Source organism: Burkholderia sp. LS-044 (assembly GCF_004803625.1).
In the GTDB taxonomy this organism is placed as follows: Bacteria; Pseudomonadota; Gammaproteobacteria; order Burkholderiales; family Burkholderiaceae; genus Burkholderia; species Burkholderia cepacia.
In genome coordinates this window covers 883,554-899,808 of sequence record NZ_SSWO01000001.1, presented here as the reverse complement: position 1 = coordinate 899,808, position 16,255 = coordinate 883,554, and the positions used below count along the sequence as shown (strand labels likewise).

The window sequence follows — 16,255 nt, the reverse complement described above, 5'->3', positions numbered from 1 at the left end:
CCATCCCGCCAGTAGGGTTGTCTTTCAAACAAAGCTTTCTAGATCAGGGTTTACGACAACTTGAACCCGCCTTTGTGTTTACATTTAATAAAAGCTAAATAACAAAGCTAAGTAACGGTGCTTTGTTGGGCCGGATTCCGCTGCGGAATCCGGCGATGCAACCCAAGGAGGACGAGATGAGCGAGAACCATGCCGGAACCGGTGCGGGTGCCGACGCGCAGCGGCGCTTTCGCGCCGCGCTGTCGATGTTCGCGACGGGCGTCGCGGTGATTACCGCCCCGCGCAAGGAGGGGGCGCCGATCGGTATCACGGTCGCGTCGTTCAATTCGGTGTCGCTGGACCCGCCGCTGATCCTGTTTTCGGTCGACCGTCGCAGCCTGAGCCTCGGCGACCTGGCCGGCGCGGGCGGCTATGCGGTCAACGTGCTCGATGAGACGCAACAGCACCTGTCGAACTGCTTCGCGAAAGCGAACGGCGACAAGTGGGGTTGGCGTGCCGGCGCGGCCGATGACGACGGCGCGGTGCTGCTGCCCGACGCGCTCGCGACGTTCGAATGCGAGCCCTACGCGCAGTACGACGGCGGCGATCACGTGATCTTCGTCGGCCGCGTGACGCGGCACCGCGCGCGCTCGGAAGGGCGCCCGCTGATCTTCTTCGGCGGCCGCTATCGCACGCTCGACGGCATGCACGCGCCGTCTGCCTGAATGCAATCCACGTTTCATTCCACCCAGGAGGACATCATGATCAAGAACGGGACCCAGCACAGCGCGTCGCTGCGCGACGAGCGGCAGGTCTACCTGAACGGCCAGCCGGTCGGCGACGTGACCGCGCATGCGGCATTCCGCAATTCGATCCGCAGCTACGCGAGCCTGTACGACTACCAGGCGCGTGACGAAAACGTCGAGAAGATGACGTTCGTGTCGCCCGACTCGGGCAACCGCGTCAGCCGGATCTGGCAACTGCCGACCTCCTACGACGAACTCGTCGAACGCCGCGCCGCGCTGGAAGCGTGGTCGGAACTGCATTACGGCTTCATGGGCCGCTCGCCGGATCACGTCGCGTCCTGTCTTGCCGGCATGGTGATGGGCGCCGACGTGTTCGAGCAATACGATCCGGCGCGGGCGGGCGCGCTGCGCGACTACTACCGCTACGCACGCGACAACGACCTGTTCCTGACCTACGTGATCGTGAATCCGCAGGCGAACCAGTCGAAAGCCGCGCACGAGCAGGAGGACAAGTACCTCGCGGTCGGCATCGTCGATCAGGATGCCGAAGGCATCACGGTGCGCGGCGCGAAGATGCTCGCGACGAGCGGAATCATGGCGAACGAGGTGTTCTGCAGCTGCATCCAGCCGCTGCGCGAGGGCGACGAGATGTATGCGCTGTCGTTCGCGGTGCCGATGAACGCGAAGGGGATGAAGATCCTGTCGCGCAAGTCGTACGAGGAGAACGCGACATCGGTGTTCGACAACCCGCTGTCGAGCCGCTTCGACGAGAACGACGCGGTGCTGTATTTCGACGACGTGAAGGTGCCGTGGGAACGGATCTTCGTTGCCGGCAACACGGCGATGTGCGCGAAGCAGTTCCACGCGACGCCCGCGCACGTGTACCAGAACTACCAATGCCAGGTGCGCCTGATGACGAAGCTGCGCTTCCTCGTCGGGCTCGGCCTGAAGATCTCCGAGGTCAACGGCACGAATGCGTTCCCGCAGGTGCGCGAAACGCTGGGCCAGCTCGCGGCCGAAGCGTCGATGGTCGAGGCGTGGGTCTACGGGATGGAAGCGAAGGGCACCGTCGTCAACGGCTTCTACGTGCCCGACCGCAACATGCTGTACGGCTCGCAGGTCGTCACGCAGCAGCTTTATTCGAAGGTGCTCAACACGCTGCGCGAGCTCGCCGGCGGCGGAATGATCATGCTGCCGTCCAGCGTGCGCGATTTCGAGAACCCCGACCTGCTGCGCATCATCGAGAAGACGCAGAAGTCGCCGGTGTGCTCGTCCGAGGAGCGCGTGAAGTTCTTCAAGCTCGCGTGGGATGCGGTCGGCTCCGAATTCGCGTCGCGCCACAACCAGTACGAACTGTTCTACGCCGGCGCGTCGTTCGTCACGAAGGGGCATGCGTATCGCACGTATGACTGGCAGCGCGCGTCGCATCTTGTCGATTCGATGCTCGGCAGCTATTCGCTGAACCAGGAACTGTCGACGCCGCGCGCCGCCTGACGCGCCGCATCGCGTTCGACTCATCCGCTATCGCCACAGGAGAGACAGATGGCCATCAACAAGCTTCACGACGAATTCCATACGCTGGACATGCAGCGCGACTGGCAACTGCCGGAAGGCTATGACCCGGCATCCGGCGCGCAGGAACTGATCCTGTCCGGCGCGCTCGACACCGAGCGGAAGCGCGGCAGCCGCACGCGCTTGCTGCGCCTGCCGGCCGGGCTGCATACGAAGAAGCCGTTCGTGCACGACTACTGGGAAGAGGTGTTTCTCGTCGAAGGCGACCTGACCGTCGGCAACGACGAACACGGTAACGGCGGCACGCCGTTCAAGGGCTACACGTATGCGGTGCGCCCGCCCGGCGCATGGCACGGCCCGTTCAAGTCGAACGGCGGCTGCGTGCTGCTGGAGATCCACTACTACGACCCGGCCTGAGCCCGGCCATTCACGACACATCGCGGGCGGCGCCGCATCGCGCGTGCGCTGCCCGCTACGAGGAGCATTCGATGAAAACCATCACGTTTGCGATCGACGGTCGCGACGGCCGCACCGAGCGCGCGATCGCGATCGACACGCTCGTGATCGCGGGCTGGACCGGCCGCGACACGGCTGCCATGGAGAAGCACATCCGCGAGCTGGAGGAACTGGGCGTCAAGCGCCCGGCGACGACGCCCGTGTTCTACCGCGTCGCGGCCGACCGCCTCGATCCGTCGCCCGCAATCCAGGTGTCGGGCGGGCAGAGCAGCGGCGAAGCGGAATTCGTGCTGGTGCGCGACGGCGGCGAGACGTTCGTCGGCATCGCGTCCGACCACACCGACCGGGAGGTCGAGACGTACGGGATCACGGTGTCGAAGCAGATGTGCGGCAAGCCGTGCGCGAACACGCTGTGGAAGCTCGACGACGTGGCCGGGCACTGGGATCAGCTCGTGCTGCGCGCCTACGCGACGATCGGCGGCGAGCGCGTGCTGTACCAGGAAGGCAAGGTGAGCACGATGCGCGCACCGGACGACCTGCTCGCGCAGTTCGCACGCCACGACGGCCGCTTCGTCGACGGCACCGCGATGCTGTGCGGCACGCTGGCGGCGATCGGCGGCATTCGGCCGGCCGAGCGGTTCGAGGTCGAGCTGGACGATCCGGTGCTGGGCCGCACGCTGCGGCACGTGTATGCGGTGGACACGCTGCCGGTGGCGGGCTGACGCGACCGGGAACGCGCACTCACGCGCGGCAGATCGCGATGATCTCCGCGCTGGTCGCAGCGTCGAACGGCGCGTGCTGCCAGTCGCCGTACCACTCGGCCGACGAGAATCCGGCCGCGATCACGCGCTCCCGCAAGTCGGGTTGAGTGATGAAGCGCAGCCGGCTCGTGTTCGTCAGCACCGTGTCGTCGCGGCGGAAGCGGTAGTGCGTGTCGAACGTGACGATTGCGCCGTCCACGGAGCGCACCGCATGATGCAGGTCGACGATGCCCGATTCGCGCGATTCGACGCTGCGTGCCGAATGTGCCGGCGTCCATGCATGCCACGGCGCGATGCGCGGATTGCGGGTCTCGAACAGGAAGCGGCCGCCGTCGGCGAGCACGCGCCGCGCGCCGCGCAGCGTCGTATCGATTTTGGCGTCGGTCAGCAGGCACTGGAACGCATGCCCGGTCATCACGACGGCATCGAACGGCGGCGCGTCGGGCGGCAGGCCGTCCAGCCCGCACGCAAGCCAGTGGACCGCGTCGGCGCCCGGCTGGCGTCGGGCGTATTCGATCATCGCCGGCGCGGGATCGATCGCCACGACGTCGTGCCCGGCTGCCGCGAGCCGGCGCGCGAACGTGCCGGTGCCGCAGCCGAGGTCGAGGATGCGTCGGCGTGCGGCGCCGATCACGGACGCGTAGAACGCGAAATCCCGATCGCCCGCGTTGAACAGGTCGTAGACCGCGACGAGGCGCGGGTCGGTGTAGAGCGCTTCGCCGGCGGGCGTGGCGGCGGACGTCATGCGGCCGCGCGTGTCAGCGCTGCTGCACGGCCACGCGCAGCCCGAGCGCGATGAAGATCGAGCCGATGATCTTCCCCTGCCAGCGCGTGAGCCACGTGAGCCGCTTCACGATGCGGCCGAGCGGACGGATCGAGCAGGCGATCAGCGTCGTGTAGAGCGAGCTGAGCACGACGAAGATCAGCCCGAGCACCGCGAACTGCACGAACGTCGAGCCGCGTTCCGGATGCACGAATTGCGGCATGAACGCGAGGAAGAACAGCGCGGTCTTCGGATTCAGCACCTCGGCGGGAATCGCCTGCAGGTACGCCTTGAGCGGGGTGACGGGCGATACGCTCGGCAGCGACGGATCGGACGGCTTCTCCAGCAGCGCGCGCACGCCGAGATAGATCAGGTACGCGGCGCCGATCACCTTCACGACATTGAACGCGAGCGCCGACGTCATCAGCAGCGCCGACAGGCCGACGGCCGCGAACAGCGTATGCACGAAGTCGCCGCTGGCGACGCCGAGGCCGGTCAGGATGCCGGTCTTGCGGCCGCCCTGCACGGTGCGGCTCAGCACGAGCAGCACGGCGGGGCCGGGAATCAGGAACAGGCCCAGGACGACGGCCGTGAAAGTGGTCAGCGTGGTCAGGTCGAACATGACGGCTCCGGCAGGTGGGTGCGGCGGCGGCGGGGGATCGGGGCATTGTATTCGCATCGGCAGGCGGCTGCAGACGCCGCACGGGCACCCGCCCGGCCGGCAGGGCCGCGCCGGCGCCTTTCTGGTATAAGCACTAAAGGACGCGCGGGCAGGGCGTCCGGCTTCCTCCATCGTCCACCGTTTCATGCGCCAGCTTCCTCCGACCACCGATCCCGCAGCGGATGACGAAGTCTTCCACGTGCCGCGTCCGCTCGTCGTGTTCGGCGGCTCGGTCGTCGAGCCCGAATGGCGGCTCGAGTGGCACAGCCATCCGCAGGCGCAGTTGCTCTACACGTTGAGCGGCGTCATCTATTGCGAGATCGACGGTGGCGTGTGGAGCGCGCCGCCGCAATGCACGGTATGGATTCCGGGCGACGTTCCGCACGCGGCGCGCGGCTCGGCCGGCGCGACGTTCTACGCGGTGCTGGTCGAACCGGATGCCGCCCTCGACCTCCCCGCGCGCTGCTGCACGCTGTCGGTGTCGCCGCTGCTGCGCGAACTGCTGCTGAAGGCGGCGAGCTTTCCGAACCTGTACGACGTCGACGGGCCGCAGGGGCGGCTGATGGCGACGCTGCTCGACGAACTCGTCGCCGCACCGGTCGAGGACCTGTACCTGCCGATGCCTGCCGATCGCCGGCTGCGCAAGCTGATCGACCATCTGCTCGCCGATCCGGCCGACAAGTCGCCGCTGGCCGAGCTCGCGCGGCGCGCGGGCATCAGCGAGCGCAGCCTGACGCGGCTCGCGGCGAAGGAGCTCGGGATGAGCCTCGGCGACTGGCGCCGGCGGCTGCACGTCGCGCTGTCGCTGCGGATGCTGACGACCGGCCGCCGCGTGCACCAGATCGCGATCGAGCTCGGCTACGAGAGCGCGAGCAGCTTCGTGACGATGTTCCGCAAGGCGACCGGCAAGTCGCCGACGCAATTCCTGACCGACCGGCAACGCTGAACCGCGCGACTCGCGCCATCCGGGCGCGATTGGCCGGATCGGGCAAGCGGTTGGCCGGGACGATAAATGACGCCGTGGGCCTCGATCCATAAAATGAGAATCGTTCTCATCTGGAGGCCGACATGCACATCACCACGACCGAATTCCCGTTTGTCTGGTTGCGTTACACCGGTTCGACGCACACCGACCCCGCCAGCCTGATCGCCGAACTCGACGCATTGCTCGCGCGTCGCGAACCGTTCGTTCTTCTGACCGACGATGCGCCGTCCGGCAATGACCGCGGCGCCGACGATCACGAGTTGCGCAAGCAGCTCGCGAAGTGGAGCAAGGCCAACCGCGCGCAGTCGCACGAATGGATCCCCGCGATGATCGCGATCGAGCCCGACGCCGCGCGGCGCGCGGCGCTCGACGCGTTCTCGGGCGCGTTCGAGAAGGTCTGGGGTTATCCGCTGAACGCGGCCGCCACCCGCGACGACGCACTCGCGCTGGCGCAACGGCTGCTCGACGACCCGGCGCGCGGCGCCGCGGCGGCGAACGGCTGAACCGTCTGCCGCGCCGACGGCGCGGCGTTCCTCGATACGCATGCACGGCGGGCGCGCAAGTGTGCGCCGCGGCATGCGGCAAACATGCAGGGGTGTCCGGTGGACAATCCGATCCGCGCGATGCGCATCTTCACGCGCATCGTCGAAATGAACAGCTTTACGCGCGCGGCGCAGGCGCTCGGCATTTCGCGCGCCACCGCGACGCGGACCGTGCAGGAACTCGAAACGGCGCTCGGCATGCCGTTGCTGGTGCGTACGACGCGCGCGCTGCGGGCGACGCCCGAAGGCGACGCGTATTACCGGCGCTGCGTGCGCATCACGGCCGACGTCGACGAGCTCGAGGCCAGCATTCGCGGCGCCGCGCTGCACCCGAGCGGGCCGCTGCGCGTCGAGCTGCCGGCGGCGGTCGCGGATGCGATCGTGCTGCCGGCGCTCGGCGAGTTCCATGCACGGCATCCCGATCTGGCGCTGACGCTGGGCGTATCCGGGCGCCCGGCCGATCGCATCGGCGACGCGATCGACTGCAGCGTCCAGCTTGGCGAACTGCCCGATTCGTCGCTCGTTGCGCGCCGGCTCGGCACGCTCGAGCGCGTGACATGCGCGAGCCCCGCGTATCTCGACCGCCACGGCGCGCCGCGCACGCTCGACGATCTGGCCGTGCATCGTGCGGTCGGCGCGTCGTCGGTTCCGGGGCAGCGTACGGCCGAACTCGATTTCCTCGTCGATGGCGCGGTGCGCAAGGTGCGGCTCGACGGGATCGTCAGTGTGGAGGACGAGCAGGCGTACCTGGCGTGCGGCGTGCATGGCCTCGGGCTGATCCAGCCGCCGCGCGTCGCTGCGCAGCCGCTGATCGACGCGGGGCGGTTGCGGGAAGTGCTGCCGCGCTGGCGGCCGGGTGCGATCGCGGTGTCGGCCGTGTATGTGAAGCGCCCGCATGTGTCGCCCGGCGTGCGCGCGTTCGTCGACTGGATCGTCGAGCGGTTTGAACGGGATCGGGAGGGCGTGGCCGTCGCGGGGGCCATGGCGCGACAGCTGGTGCGGGAAGTCGTCGAGATGAACGATCGCGAGGGGAGTCAGGTCGCAGTGGCGTGAACGGGGAGCGCTGAACGAAGGGCGGTCAATCGTGCGCGAGGCGAAACGCGGCGGCCATGTGCGCCTGCTCGGGGGCGGGCAGTGCGAGCCGCGTCGCAGGATGGGGGCGGTGCATCGAGATGCAAATATTCTGGCGATCGTGAGCCGTGTTTCGCCAGAATATTTGCCTTTTGATGCCCAGCCTGGCGAGACAAGCCCATGCGCATGCGGAGCGAACCGTGGCCACGTGCGGGGCGATTCGGCCGTCGAGCGTCGTCGTGCCGCACGCATATGGCGACGGCGGCTTGCCTCGGCCTTACGGTTTTCCCTGCACCGTCCTCAACCGCCCCAGCTCCTCCGCCAGAAAATCCACGAACGCCCGAATCCGCGCGGACATCTGGTGACGCTGCGCATACACCGCATAAATGTCGGCGCCCGGCGTTTCGTGATCGGGCAGCACGACGACCAGGCGCCCGTCGGCGAGGTAGTCGCGCAGATCCCATTCCGCGCGCATCAGGATCCCGTGCCCGTCGAGCGCCCACTTCACGGCGATCTCGCCGTCGTTCGTCGTCAGGTTGCCGTTGATCCGCACGGCTTCCGTATAACGCGCCGTGCCGCGCCCGCTCGTCAGGCGCCAGACGCCGTAACCCTCGTCCCCCTGGCGGATGCCAATGCAGTTGTGCCGCGTCAGGTCGTGCGGCGTGCCCGGGGTGCCGTGCCGCGCGAGATACGCGGGCGCCGCGCACAGCAGCCGGCGGTTCGGCGCGAGCCGCCGCGCGACGACGCGCGAATCGGGCGGCTCGCCGAAGCGGATGCACACGTCGAACGCGTCGTCGGTGAGCGGCGGCGGCATCACCGACAACTGCAGTTGCACCGACACTTCCGGATACCGCGCGACGAAGCGTGAAATCGCCGGGCCGACGTGGCTGCGGCCGAAACCGAGCGTCGCATTCACGCGCAGCAACCCCTTCGGGCGCTGCTTCGCGCTGCCGAGCAACTCGCCGAGTTCGTCCATCTGGTCGAGGATCCGGCGCGCGTAGTCGAGACACACGTCGCCTTCCGGCGTCAGCATCATCCGCCGCGTCGTGCGGTTCACCAGCGTGACGCCCGCGCGCCGTTCCATCTGCGTGAGCCGCTTGCTGACGGCCGCCGCGGTCAGCCCGAGTTCGCGCGCGGCCGCGCTGAGGCTGCCGGAGGCGGCGAGCGTCGAGAAGAAGCCGAGATCGGCCGGCTGGACGGTATCCGCCATGACGGGATTCATGAATTCAAGTTAAAGATGCTTTGAGTCTAGCACCGGTTCCTGCACTCCTGGTTCGGTAAAGTGCCTCCACGCTGACGATCAATCGAGGATGTGCGCATGAAGACCTACCGTATCGCAACGATTCCCGGCGACGGGATCGGCAAGGAAGTGGTGCCGGCCGGCAAGCAGGTGCTGGAGGCGCTGGCCCGCGGCAGCGACCGCTTCGCGTTCGAGTTCGAGGATTTCGACTGGGGCGCCGAATACTACCGCGAGCACGGCGCGATGATGCCGGCCGACGGCCTCGACGCGCTGCGCGGCAAGGACGCGATCCTGTTCGGCTCGGCGGGTGACCCCGACGTGCCCGATCACGTGACGCTGTGGGGGCTGCGCCTGAAGATCTGCCAGGGCTTCGACCAGTACGCGAACGTGCGACCGACGCGCATCCTGCCCGGTATCGACGCGCCGCTGAAGCGCTGCGGGCCCGGCGACCTGAACTGGGTGATCGTCCGCGAGAACTCCGAGGGCGAATATGCGGGCGTCGGCGGCCGCGTGCACCAGGGCCATCCGATCGAAGCCGCGACCGACGTGTCGATCCTCACGCGCGCCGGCGTCGAACGCATCATGCGCTTCGCGTTCCGGCTCGCGCAGTCGCGCCCGCGCAAGCTGCTGACCGTGATCACGAAGAGCAACGCGCAGCGGCACGCGATGGTGATGTGGGACGAGATCGCGAAGCAGGTCGCGCAGGAGTTTCCCGACGTGACGTGGGACAAGGAGCTTGTCGACGCGGCGACCGCGCGCATGGTCAACCGGCCGGCGTCGCTCGACACGATCGTCGCGACCAACCTGCACGCGGACATCCTCAGCGATCTCGCGGCCGCGCTCGCCGGCAGCCTCGGCATCGCGCCGACCGGCAACATCGATCCCGAGCGCCGTTATCCGTCGATGTTCGAGCCGATCCATGGCTCTGCGTTCGACATCATGGGCAAGGGGCTCGCGAATCCGGTCGGCACGTTCTGGTCGGTCGTGATGCTGCTCGACCACCTCGGCGAAGCGGAGGCCGCCGCAAGCGTGATGCGGGTGATCGAGGCGGTGACGTCCGACCCGTCGCTGCACACGCGCGATCTCGGCGGCAGCGCGACGACCGCGCAGGTGACGGCGGCTGTCTGCGAGCGTGTCGCGAACGCGGCGATCGCCGCCTGATGACACGGGCGGCGATGGGCGGGCGGGCCGCGACGTAGCGGCGGCGCGCGTGCGCAACCGGTCACCGGCTGTCGCCCGTTCATCGTCTCCCCGTTTTCCTGCCCGCGACTCGCGCATCCGACGCGAGCCGGGCGCCCGGGCGCCCCGGCGCCCGTTTCGCGGCGGCGCCGGCGAGCATTCACGGCAGAGCACGGCTCGACCTCGAAGGAGGAGACACATGCAAGCGGATCTGGAAACGCGCGTCGCGCGGAAACTGATGTGGCGCATCATTCCGTTCGTGATGCTGCTTTATTTCGTCAGCTTTCTCGATCGCGTCAACGTCGGCTTTGCCGCGATGACGATGAACAAGGCGATCGGCCTGTCGCCGACCGCGTTCGGGTTCGGCGGCGGCCTGTTCTTCATCGGCTACTTCCTGTTCGAAGTGCCGTCCAACCTGATTCTGCATCGCGTCGGCGCGCGCATCTGGATCGCACGCGTGATGATCACGTGGGGGATCGTGTCGGCCGTGTCCGCATTCGCGGCCGGGCCGACGAGCTTCTACGTGCTGCGCTTCCTGCTCGGCATGGCCGAGGCCGGATTCTTCCCCGGCATCATCCTGTACCTGAGCCTGTGGTTTCCCGCGAAGCAGCGCGCGGTGGCCGCCGCGTGGTTCATGGCGGCCGCGCCGATCTCGACCGCGATCGGTTCGCCGCTGTCGGGCGCGATCATGCAGATGCCGCCGATGTTCGGGCTCGCCGACTGGCAGATGCTGTACATCGTCGAAGCGCTGCCGGCGGTCGTGCTCGGCTTCGTCGTGCTCAGGTGCCTGACCGATTCGCCGTCGAAGGCCGCATGGCTGCGGGCGGACGAGCGCGACTGGCTGGTCGCGAAGCTGAAAGCCGAAGCCGATGCGCGCCACACGCATGCCGGACATACCGCCGGCGCGTGGCAGGCGCTGCGCGATCCGCGCGTGCTGGCGCTTGCGCTGATCTATTTCGGCACGTCGGCGGGGCTGTATACGCTCGGCCTGTGGGCGCCGTTGATGGTCAAGCAGTTCGGCTTCACCGCGCTGCAGACGGGCCTGCTCACCGGGATCCCGAGCATCGCCGCGGTCGTCGCGATGATCGCCTGGGCGCGGCATTCGGATCGCAGCGGCGAGCGCACCTGGCACGTCGTGATTCCGTGCGTGCTCGCGTGTATCGGCTTCGTGTTTGCGGGGCAGGCGGGCACCGCGCTGCTCACCGTGCTCGCGCTGGTCGTCGTCAACATCGGGATCAGTGCCGCGAAGGCGCCGCTGTGGGCGATGCCGAGCGCGTTCCTGTCAGGTGCCGGCGCGGCGGCCGGCATCGCGATGATCAACTCGATCGGCAACCTCGGCGGGTTCGTCGGGCCGTTCGCGATCGGCTGGCTGAAGCACGTGACGGGCGGCTATGCCGCGGGGCTCTACGTGGTGGCGGGCACGCTCGCGGTGTCGGCGGTCGTCACGCTGATGCTGAGCCGCAAGGGTGCGAGGGAAGCGGCCGTGCCGGGCGTGCGGCATCACTCGTAGGCGCGGCCGGTGCGCCGGGACGCCGGGCCGGCGCGTATCGTGAGCACGCCCGGCTTCATGCATCGAGATGACTCGCAGCTTGCCATGACTGGCGCGGCGGTGCCGTGCCGCCGGTGCGCTACGCGGCCTGATGCAATTGCGGAAGGGGAAGCGGAAAGGCGGGGGAGAGGGAGGGAGCGGCAGGCTGCGTGCGTGAAGAAGAGGATCAACCCGCGCAGCCTGCCTGACCGTGCCGCATCCAGCGATGCGGCACGGCGTCGAGCGAGGCGACTTACTTGTCGTCGCCCTTGATCTGCGGCAGCGCCGATGCTTCGCCCGGCGTCAGCAGCCCGACTTGCGAATACACGCGCAGCTTGTCGCGCGTATCGGTGATGTCGAGGTTGCGCATCGTCAGCTGGCCGATCCGGTCGCGCGGCGAGAACGTCGATGCCACCTTCTCCATCGACAGGCGTTCCGGCTGGTACGTGAGGTTCGGCGACTTCGTGCTCAGGATCGAGTAGTCGTTGCCGCGGCGCAGTTCGATCTTCACTTCGCCGGTGATCGCGCGCGCGACCCAGCGCTGGGCCGTTTCACGCAGCATGATCGCCTGCGGGTCGAACCAGCGGCCCTGGTACAGCAGGCGGCCGAGACGGCGGCCGTTCTCGCGATACTGCTCGATCGTGTCTTCGTTGTGGATGCCGGTGACGAGACGCTCGTACGCGATGTACAGCAGCGCGAGGCCCGGGGCTTCGTAGATGCCGCGGCTCTTCGCCTCGATGATCCGGTTTTCGATCTGGTCGCTCATGCCGAGGCCGTGACGGCCGCCGATGCGGTTCGCTTCCAGCAGCAGCTCGACCGGGTCGGTGAACTCGACGCCGTTCAGCGCGACCGGCTGGCCGGCTTCGAAGCGCACCGTCACTTCTTCCGCGGCGATCTTCACGTCGTCGCGCCAGAACGCGACGCCCATGATCGGGTTCACGATCTTGATGCCGCTCTCGAGGCTTTCGAGATCCTTCGCTTCGTGCGTTGCGCCGAGCAGGTTCGAATCGGTCGAGTAGGCCTTTTCGGCCGACATCTTGTACGCGAAGCCGGCCTGGTTCATGAATTCGGACATTTCGGCACGGCCGCCGAGCTCGTCGATGAACGTCTGGTCGAGCCACGGCTTGTAGATCTTCAGATCCGGGTTCACGAGCAGGCCGTAGCGGTAGAAGCGCTCGATGTCGTTGCCCTTGTACGTGCTGCCGTCGCCCCAGATGTTGACGCCGTCTTCCTTCATCGCGGCGACGAGCATCGTGCCCGTCACGGCGCGGCCGATCGGCGTGGTGTTGAAGTACGTGACGCCGGCCGTCGTGATGTGGAACGCGCCGCTTTGCAGCGCCGCGATGCCTTCTGCGACGAGCTGCGCGCGGCAGTCGATCAGGCGGGCGCCGGCTGCGCCGTATTCGATCGCGCGTTTCGGGATCGCGTCGTAATCGTCTTCGTCGGGCTGGCCGAGGTTCGCCGTGTATGCGTACGGGACGGCGCCCTTGAGTTTCATCCAGTGCAGCGCTGCGCTGGTGTCCAGGCCGCCGGAGAAGGCGATACCGACCTTCTGGCCGGTCGGGAGGCTTTCGAGAATCGTGCTCATAGGAATTACCGTGGATTGAAGCCGGTGGGATCGTATTTCGCGGAATATGCGAGTATCGGCTGTCCGGGAGGTTGGGGCAAGGGTTGATTTTCGTCCGGAACCGTCGCCGGGCCTGTCGCGGCGGGCTTGACGGGCGGTTAACCGGGTGGAGAACGCCGCCCGGGGCGGCGCGAAATCACGGCAAATCAGGCGCCGATGAGCCCGGACGCCGGCCGTGTTTCCGGGGCCGGATCGGCCGAATGGCGGGGCTGCAGCGGTCAGGATGCCGGCGCGCCGATCCGAAAGGAATATGAAAGGTGCTGCGTGAAGCCCGGATGCCCGCGAGCGTCAGATGTTCCACGACTGCGCGGTGTCGAGCAGCTTCTCGCGCAACTGGTCGACTTCCACGGCCAGCTTGGCCGTGATCGACACGTAGCCCGACAGCTGCGGCGGCGGTGCGTCGTGCGGTGGGTCGGCCGGCCGGCGGCGCGGCGCAAGCCGGCTCGGCGTGCCGAACTTGAGCGCGCGGCTCGCGCCGACCAGCGTATCGCGGATGCGCCGGTTCACGGCCTTCATGTCGACGCGCATGTATTCGCGGGCCGCGGCGTCGTCGCGGGCCGGCACCGCGCTCGACAGGATCTCCAGATAGCCGATGCACAGGCGCAGGCTGCGCTGGATCGCCTCGAGCTGCGTCATCGACGTCTCGCATTCCTTCGACACCGACGGCATCAGCGAACGCAGCTGCACGAGCAGCGCGCTCAGCGCGGCCATTTCCTTCAGGTGCGCGTCGTCGCTCACCTGGCGGTCGCCCGCGACCCGCGCATGCACGGCCGCGCACGCGCGCAGCGCGTCGGCGAGCTTGTAGCGCCACGAGTAGGTCGCATAGAGCGGCAGCGCGAACGAGAACGCCAGCGCGATCGCGATGCCGATCAGCACGTTCACCGCGCGCCACAGGCCGTCGACGATCTCGTTGTCGCCGTGCCCGGCGACGATCACCATCGTGATCGCCGACAGCAGCGCGATATAGCCGGCCTTGCCGATCGCGTGATACGCGCAGATGCCGCACGCGAGCGCCATCAGCAGGTAGATCGCGATCGGTGCGTGCGCGGCGGAATACAGCAGGATCAGCCCGAGCCCCGCGAGCGCGCCGATCGACGTGCCGAGCGCGCGCTCGGCCGCCTTCTTGCGGATGTTGCCGTGATGCTGCAGCCCGCCGACGACGATCAGCACGGTAATCGTCGACCACTCGCCGTGCGGCACGTTCAGGCCGGTGGACAGCGCGATCGACACGAGAATCGCGAGCGCGACGCGCGCCGCATGGATCAGCTTCGCGTGCCGGTAGCGGCGGTACGGGTCGAGCAGCGGGCAGAGCGCGTTGCGCAGGAGCGGAGGCAGCCGGGCAGGGAACGGGGTGGTCATGACGGAGCTGGAGTGGCCGGAACGCGCATCGCGGCCTGCGCGGGCCGGCGCCGCGCCGCATGCGCAGCAGACGTAACGCTAGCCGAACGCGGCAGGGCTGTCCACGGCGCGGTCGTCCGGCGGGGTCGGCCGCCGCGCGGCTTCGCGTCACGTCAGCGCGATGTCATGCGTCCGCGGTGCCCGGCTGCGCTTCCAGCACGCGGTTGCGTCCGCCGGACTTCGCGCGGTACAGCGCCTCGTCGGCACGCCGCAGCAGCGTCGCGGCGTTCAGGCGGCCGTCGGCGGCGGTCGCCGCGCCGATGCTCGCCGTGACACGCCCGTACGGGCTTTTCACGTGCTCGATGCCGAGCTCCGCGATCGCGCGCCGGATACTTTCGGCGACGGTCAGCGCGCCTTGCGCATCGGTGTCGGGCAGCGTGACGACGAATTCCTCGCCGCCGTAGCGCGCGACGTGATCGCCGTCGCGACGCAGGCAGCGCGACGCGGTTTGCGCGACGCGCCGCAGCACGTCGTCGCCGGCCGGGTGGCCGTAGTAGTCGTTGAACGCCTTGAAGTGATCGACGTCGACGAACAGCACCGACAGCGGGCGGCCGCTGCGTGACGCCCGCTGCGCCTCCTTCGCGAGCACCGTGTCGAACGTGCCGCGGTTGTCGAGGCCCGTCAGCGCATCGGTGTGCGCGAGCCGGTACAGCTTCGATTCGGCGACCTGCCGGCGCGTCAGTTCGCGCGACAGCGCCAGCGATCCCCACGCGATGAACCCGGTGAACAGGCACATCAGCACGACGGTCCAGATCGCGCGGTGGTGCCACGACGCGTAGATGTCGACCTCGGCGGGCGCGACGTCGACGATCAGCGGCAGGCCGGCGAGATGCTTGTAAACATAGACGCGCCGCACGCCGTCGATGCTGCCGACGCCCGACAGCACGCCTTCCCGCCTGCGCAGCGCCTCGATGAACAGCGGCGACCTGCGCAGGTCGATGCCGACCACGCGCGCGTCGTAGGGCAGGCGGCTTACGAGCGTGCCGTTGAGCTCGGCGATTGCCGCGCTGCCGTGCTTGCCGACCGCGAGGCCGTCGAGCAGCGCGCGGAAGTAGTCGATGCTGAGCGTGCCGACGACGATGCCGCCGAACGAGCCGTCGGGCAGCGTGATCCGGCGGCTGAGCGCGATCGTCAGCGCGCCGCCGCGCAGCCGGGATGCGTACGGCCGGCTGATATAGAGACCCTGCGCGACATCGTTGCGGTGCACGGTGAAATAGTCGCGATCCGCAAAGTTGCCTTGCCGCGCGGGCGACGCGCTCGAATCGATCACGATATTGCCGTGCGCATCCATCACGAACAGCGACCCGAGATATTCGCCGGTGGCGGCGCGGTCGAACAGCAGCCGATGGCGCTGGCGGGGCGGCAATGTCGTCAGTTCCGGATCGGCCACGCCGTCGAGGACGTTCTGCAGCGACAAATCGTAGAGCTCGATATTGCGCGCGATATCGCGTTCGATCAGCAGCATCAGGTTGCGTGCATTTTCGACCGCATGGTCATATGCATCGCGCCGCGCCTCGATTAAAAGCGCCGTGGAAAGCCCCCAGCTGAACATCAGCAGCAAAATCCCCGCAACGAGTACGCCGCGGGGCGACAGAATGCGTGCCACGATCGACGCCGTATGGCGGCGCAGCGTGGCGGGCAGCGTGAATGACTTCATCCTCGAGGGTGGCGGGCGGCGGATTTCGCGTCGTTGGCGATTCCGCTCGCTGTTGATTTCGAATCGGGCCGCATTATCTCGCGAATTCCAGGCATTCGTGTGCGCATGCAAAACATGCATGCCGGGGCGGTGATTCAAAACGGTTACGCA

At 68.0% G+C, this 16,255-nt stretch carries 15 protein-coding genes; 9 read left to right on the top strand and 6 right to left on the bottom strand.

Annotated features, from left to right (window positions below):
• Positions 1-176: 176 nt before the first annotated feature.
• From E9536_RS04090 to E9536_RS04075, 4 genes are all read left to right on the top strand, one after another.
• Entirely contained in the window at positions 177-704 is a 528-nt protein-coding gene (locus E9536_RS04090; RefSeq protein ID WP_049097883.1) for a flavin reductase family protein, read from the top strand.
• 36 nt (positions 705-740) lie between these two features.
• The gene (locus E9536_RS04085; protein WP_136469314.1) at positions 741-2,219 is read left to right on the top strand and encodes a 4-hydroxyphenylacetate 3-hydroxylase N-terminal domain-containing protein; all 1,479 of its coding nucleotides are present in this window, start codon (positions 741-743) and stop codon (positions 2,217-2,219) included.
• Between the two features lie 48 nt (positions 2,220-2,267).
• Positions 2,268-2,654 carry a hypothetical protein gene (locus E9536_RS04080; protein ID WP_048022440.1) on the top strand — a complete coding sequence of 129 codons (387 nt, stop codon included), beginning with the start codon at positions 2,268-2,270 and terminating at the stop codon, positions 2,652-2,654.
• A gap of 71 nt (positions 2,655-2,725) precedes the next feature.
• Positions 2,726-3,415, top strand: coding sequence for a DUF2848 domain-containing protein (locus E9536_RS04075; RefSeq protein WP_136469313.1), 690 nt, complete (start codon positions 2,726-2,728; stop codon positions 3,413-3,415).
• Between the two features lie 19 nt (positions 3,416-3,434).
• Here the strand turns inward: E9536_RS04075 and E9536_RS04070 are convergent, their stop codons facing one another.
• Together E9536_RS04070 and E9536_RS04065 are read right to left on the bottom strand one after the other, a co-directional pair.
• Positions 3,435-4,199: a class I SAM-dependent methyltransferase gene (locus E9536_RS04070; RefSeq protein ID WP_136469312.1), complete on the bottom strand. Its 765-nt coding sequence runs from the start codon at positions 4,197-4,199 to the stop codon at positions 3,435-3,437.
• A 13-nt stretch (positions 4,200-4,212) separates the two neighbouring features.
• Positions 4,213-4,839, bottom strand: a complete 627-nt coding sequence (locus E9536_RS04065; RefSeq protein ID WP_027790929.1) for a LysE family translocator — start codon at positions 4,837-4,839, stop codon at positions 4,213-4,215.
• 184 nt (positions 4,840-5,023) lie between these two features.
• Between E9536_RS04065 and E9536_RS04060 the strand changes: the two genes are divergently transcribed.
• From E9536_RS04060 to E9536_RS04050, 3 genes are all read left to right on the top strand, one after another.
• On the top strand, positions 5,024-5,824 hold the full coding sequence (locus E9536_RS04060) for a helix-turn-helix transcriptional regulator (protein WP_059693851.1): 801 nt from the start codon (positions 5,024-5,026) through the stop codon (positions 5,822-5,824).
• A gap of 122 nt (positions 5,825-5,946) precedes the next feature.
• Positions 5,947-6,366, top strand: a complete 420-nt coding sequence (locus E9536_RS04055; protein ID WP_060195018.1) for a hypothetical protein — start codon at positions 5,947-5,949, stop codon at positions 6,364-6,366.
• 99 nt (positions 6,367-6,465) lie between these two features.
• Positions 6,466-7,458 (top strand): LysR family transcriptional regulator, encoded by a 993-nt coding sequence (locus E9536_RS04050; RefSeq protein WP_247873409.1) that lies wholly within the window; start codon positions 6,466-6,468, stop codon positions 7,456-7,458.
• A gap of 295 nt (positions 7,459-7,753) precedes the next feature.
• Here E9536_RS04050 and E9536_RS04045 read toward each other — a convergent pair whose 3' ends face one another.
• Positions 7,754-8,686: a LysR substrate-binding domain-containing protein gene (locus E9536_RS04045; RefSeq protein WP_136469311.1), complete on the bottom strand. Its 933-nt coding sequence runs from the start codon at positions 8,684-8,686 to the stop codon at positions 7,754-7,756.
• Positions 8,687-8,794: 108 nt separating this feature from the next.
• Here E9536_RS04045 and E9536_RS04040 point away from each other — a divergent pair, with 108 nt between their 5' ends.
• The gene (locus E9536_RS04040) at positions 8,795-9,877 is read left to right on the top strand and encodes a tartrate dehydrogenase (RefSeq protein ID WP_136469310.1); all 1,083 of its coding nucleotides are present in this window, start codon (positions 8,795-8,797) and stop codon (positions 9,875-9,877) included.
• 217 nt (positions 9,878-10,094) lie between these two features.
• Positions 10,095-11,405, top strand: coding sequence for an MFS transporter (locus E9536_RS04035; RefSeq protein ID WP_060313363.1), 1,311 nt, complete (start codon positions 10,095-10,097; stop codon positions 11,403-11,405).
• A gap of 271 nt (positions 11,406-11,676) precedes the next feature.
• Here E9536_RS04035 and argG read toward each other — a convergent pair whose 3' ends face one another.
• The 3 genes from argG to E9536_RS04020 all read right to left on the bottom strand — a co-directional run bounded on the left by argG (position 11,677) and on the right by E9536_RS04020 (position 16,105).
• Positions 11,677-13,011, bottom strand: coding sequence for an argininosuccinate synthase (argG, locus tag E9536_RS04030; protein ID WP_021157353.1), 1,335 nt, complete (start codon positions 13,009-13,011; stop codon positions 11,677-11,679).
• Positions 13,012-13,338: 327 nt separating this feature from the next.
• Positions 13,339-14,409: an FUSC family protein gene (locus E9536_RS04025; protein WP_136469309.1), complete on the bottom strand. Its 1,071-nt coding sequence runs from the start codon at positions 14,407-14,409 to the stop codon at positions 13,339-13,341.
• A 163-nt stretch (positions 14,410-14,572) separates the two neighbouring features.
• Positions 14,573-16,105: a sensor domain-containing diguanylate cyclase gene (locus E9536_RS04020; protein ID WP_136469308.1), complete on the bottom strand. Its 1,533-nt coding sequence runs from the start codon at positions 16,103-16,105 to the stop codon at positions 14,573-14,575.
• Positions 16,106-16,255: the final 150 nt, after the last annotated feature.

Bases quoted from the DNA above. Each gene is read 5' to 3' on its own strand.
- E9536_RS04020 (WP_136469308.1), bottom strand. From the start codon at position 16,105: ATGAAGTCATTCACGCTGCCCGCCACGCTGCGCCGCCATACGGCGTCG.
- E9536_RS04085 (WP_136469314.1), top strand. From the start codon at position 741: ATGATCAAGAACGGGACCCAGCACAGCGCGTCGCTGCGCGACGAGCGG.
- E9536_RS04045 (WP_136469311.1), bottom strand. From the start codon at position 8,686: ATGGCGGATACCGTCCAGCCGGCCGATCTCGGCTTCTTCTCGACGCTC.
- E9536_RS04075 (WP_136469313.1), top strand. From the start codon at position 2,726: ATGAAAACCATCACGTTTGCGATCGACGGTCGCGACGGCCGCACCGAG.
- E9536_RS04035 (WP_060313363.1), top strand. From the start codon at position 10,095: ATGCAAGCGGATCTGGAAACGCGCGTCGCGCGGAAACTGATGTGGCGC.
- E9536_RS04090 (WP_049097883.1), top strand. From the start codon at position 177: ATGAGCGAGAACCATGCCGGAACCGGTGCGGGTGCCGACGCGCAGCGG.
- argG (WP_021157353.1), bottom strand. From the start codon at position 13,011: ATGAGCACGATTCTCGAAAGCCTCCCGACCGGCCAGAAGGTCGGTATC.
- E9536_RS04055 (WP_060195018.1), top strand. From the start codon at position 5,947: ATGCACATCACCACGACCGAATTCCCGTTTGTCTGGTTGCGTTACACC.
- E9536_RS04025 (WP_136469309.1), bottom strand. From the start codon at position 14,409: ATGACCACCCCGTTCCCTGCCCGGCTGCCTCCGCTCCTGCGCAACGCG.
- E9536_RS04065 (WP_027790929.1), bottom strand. From the start codon at position 4,839: ATGTTCGACCTGACCACGCTGACCACTTTCACGGCCGTCGTCCTGGGC.
- E9536_RS04070 (WP_136469312.1), bottom strand. From the start codon at position 4,199: ATGACGTCCGCCGCCACGCCCGCCGGCGAAGCGCTCTACACCGACCCG.
- E9536_RS04060 (WP_059693851.1), top strand. From the start codon at position 5,024: ATGCGCCAGCTTCCTCCGACCACCGATCCCGCAGCGGATGACGAAGTC.
- E9536_RS04080 (WP_048022440.1), top strand. From the start codon at position 2,268: ATGGCCATCAACAAGCTTCACGACGAATTCCATACGCTGGACATGCAG.
- E9536_RS04040 (WP_136469310.1), top strand. From the start codon at position 8,795: ATGAAGACCTACCGTATCGCAACGATTCCCGGCGACGGGATCGGCAAG.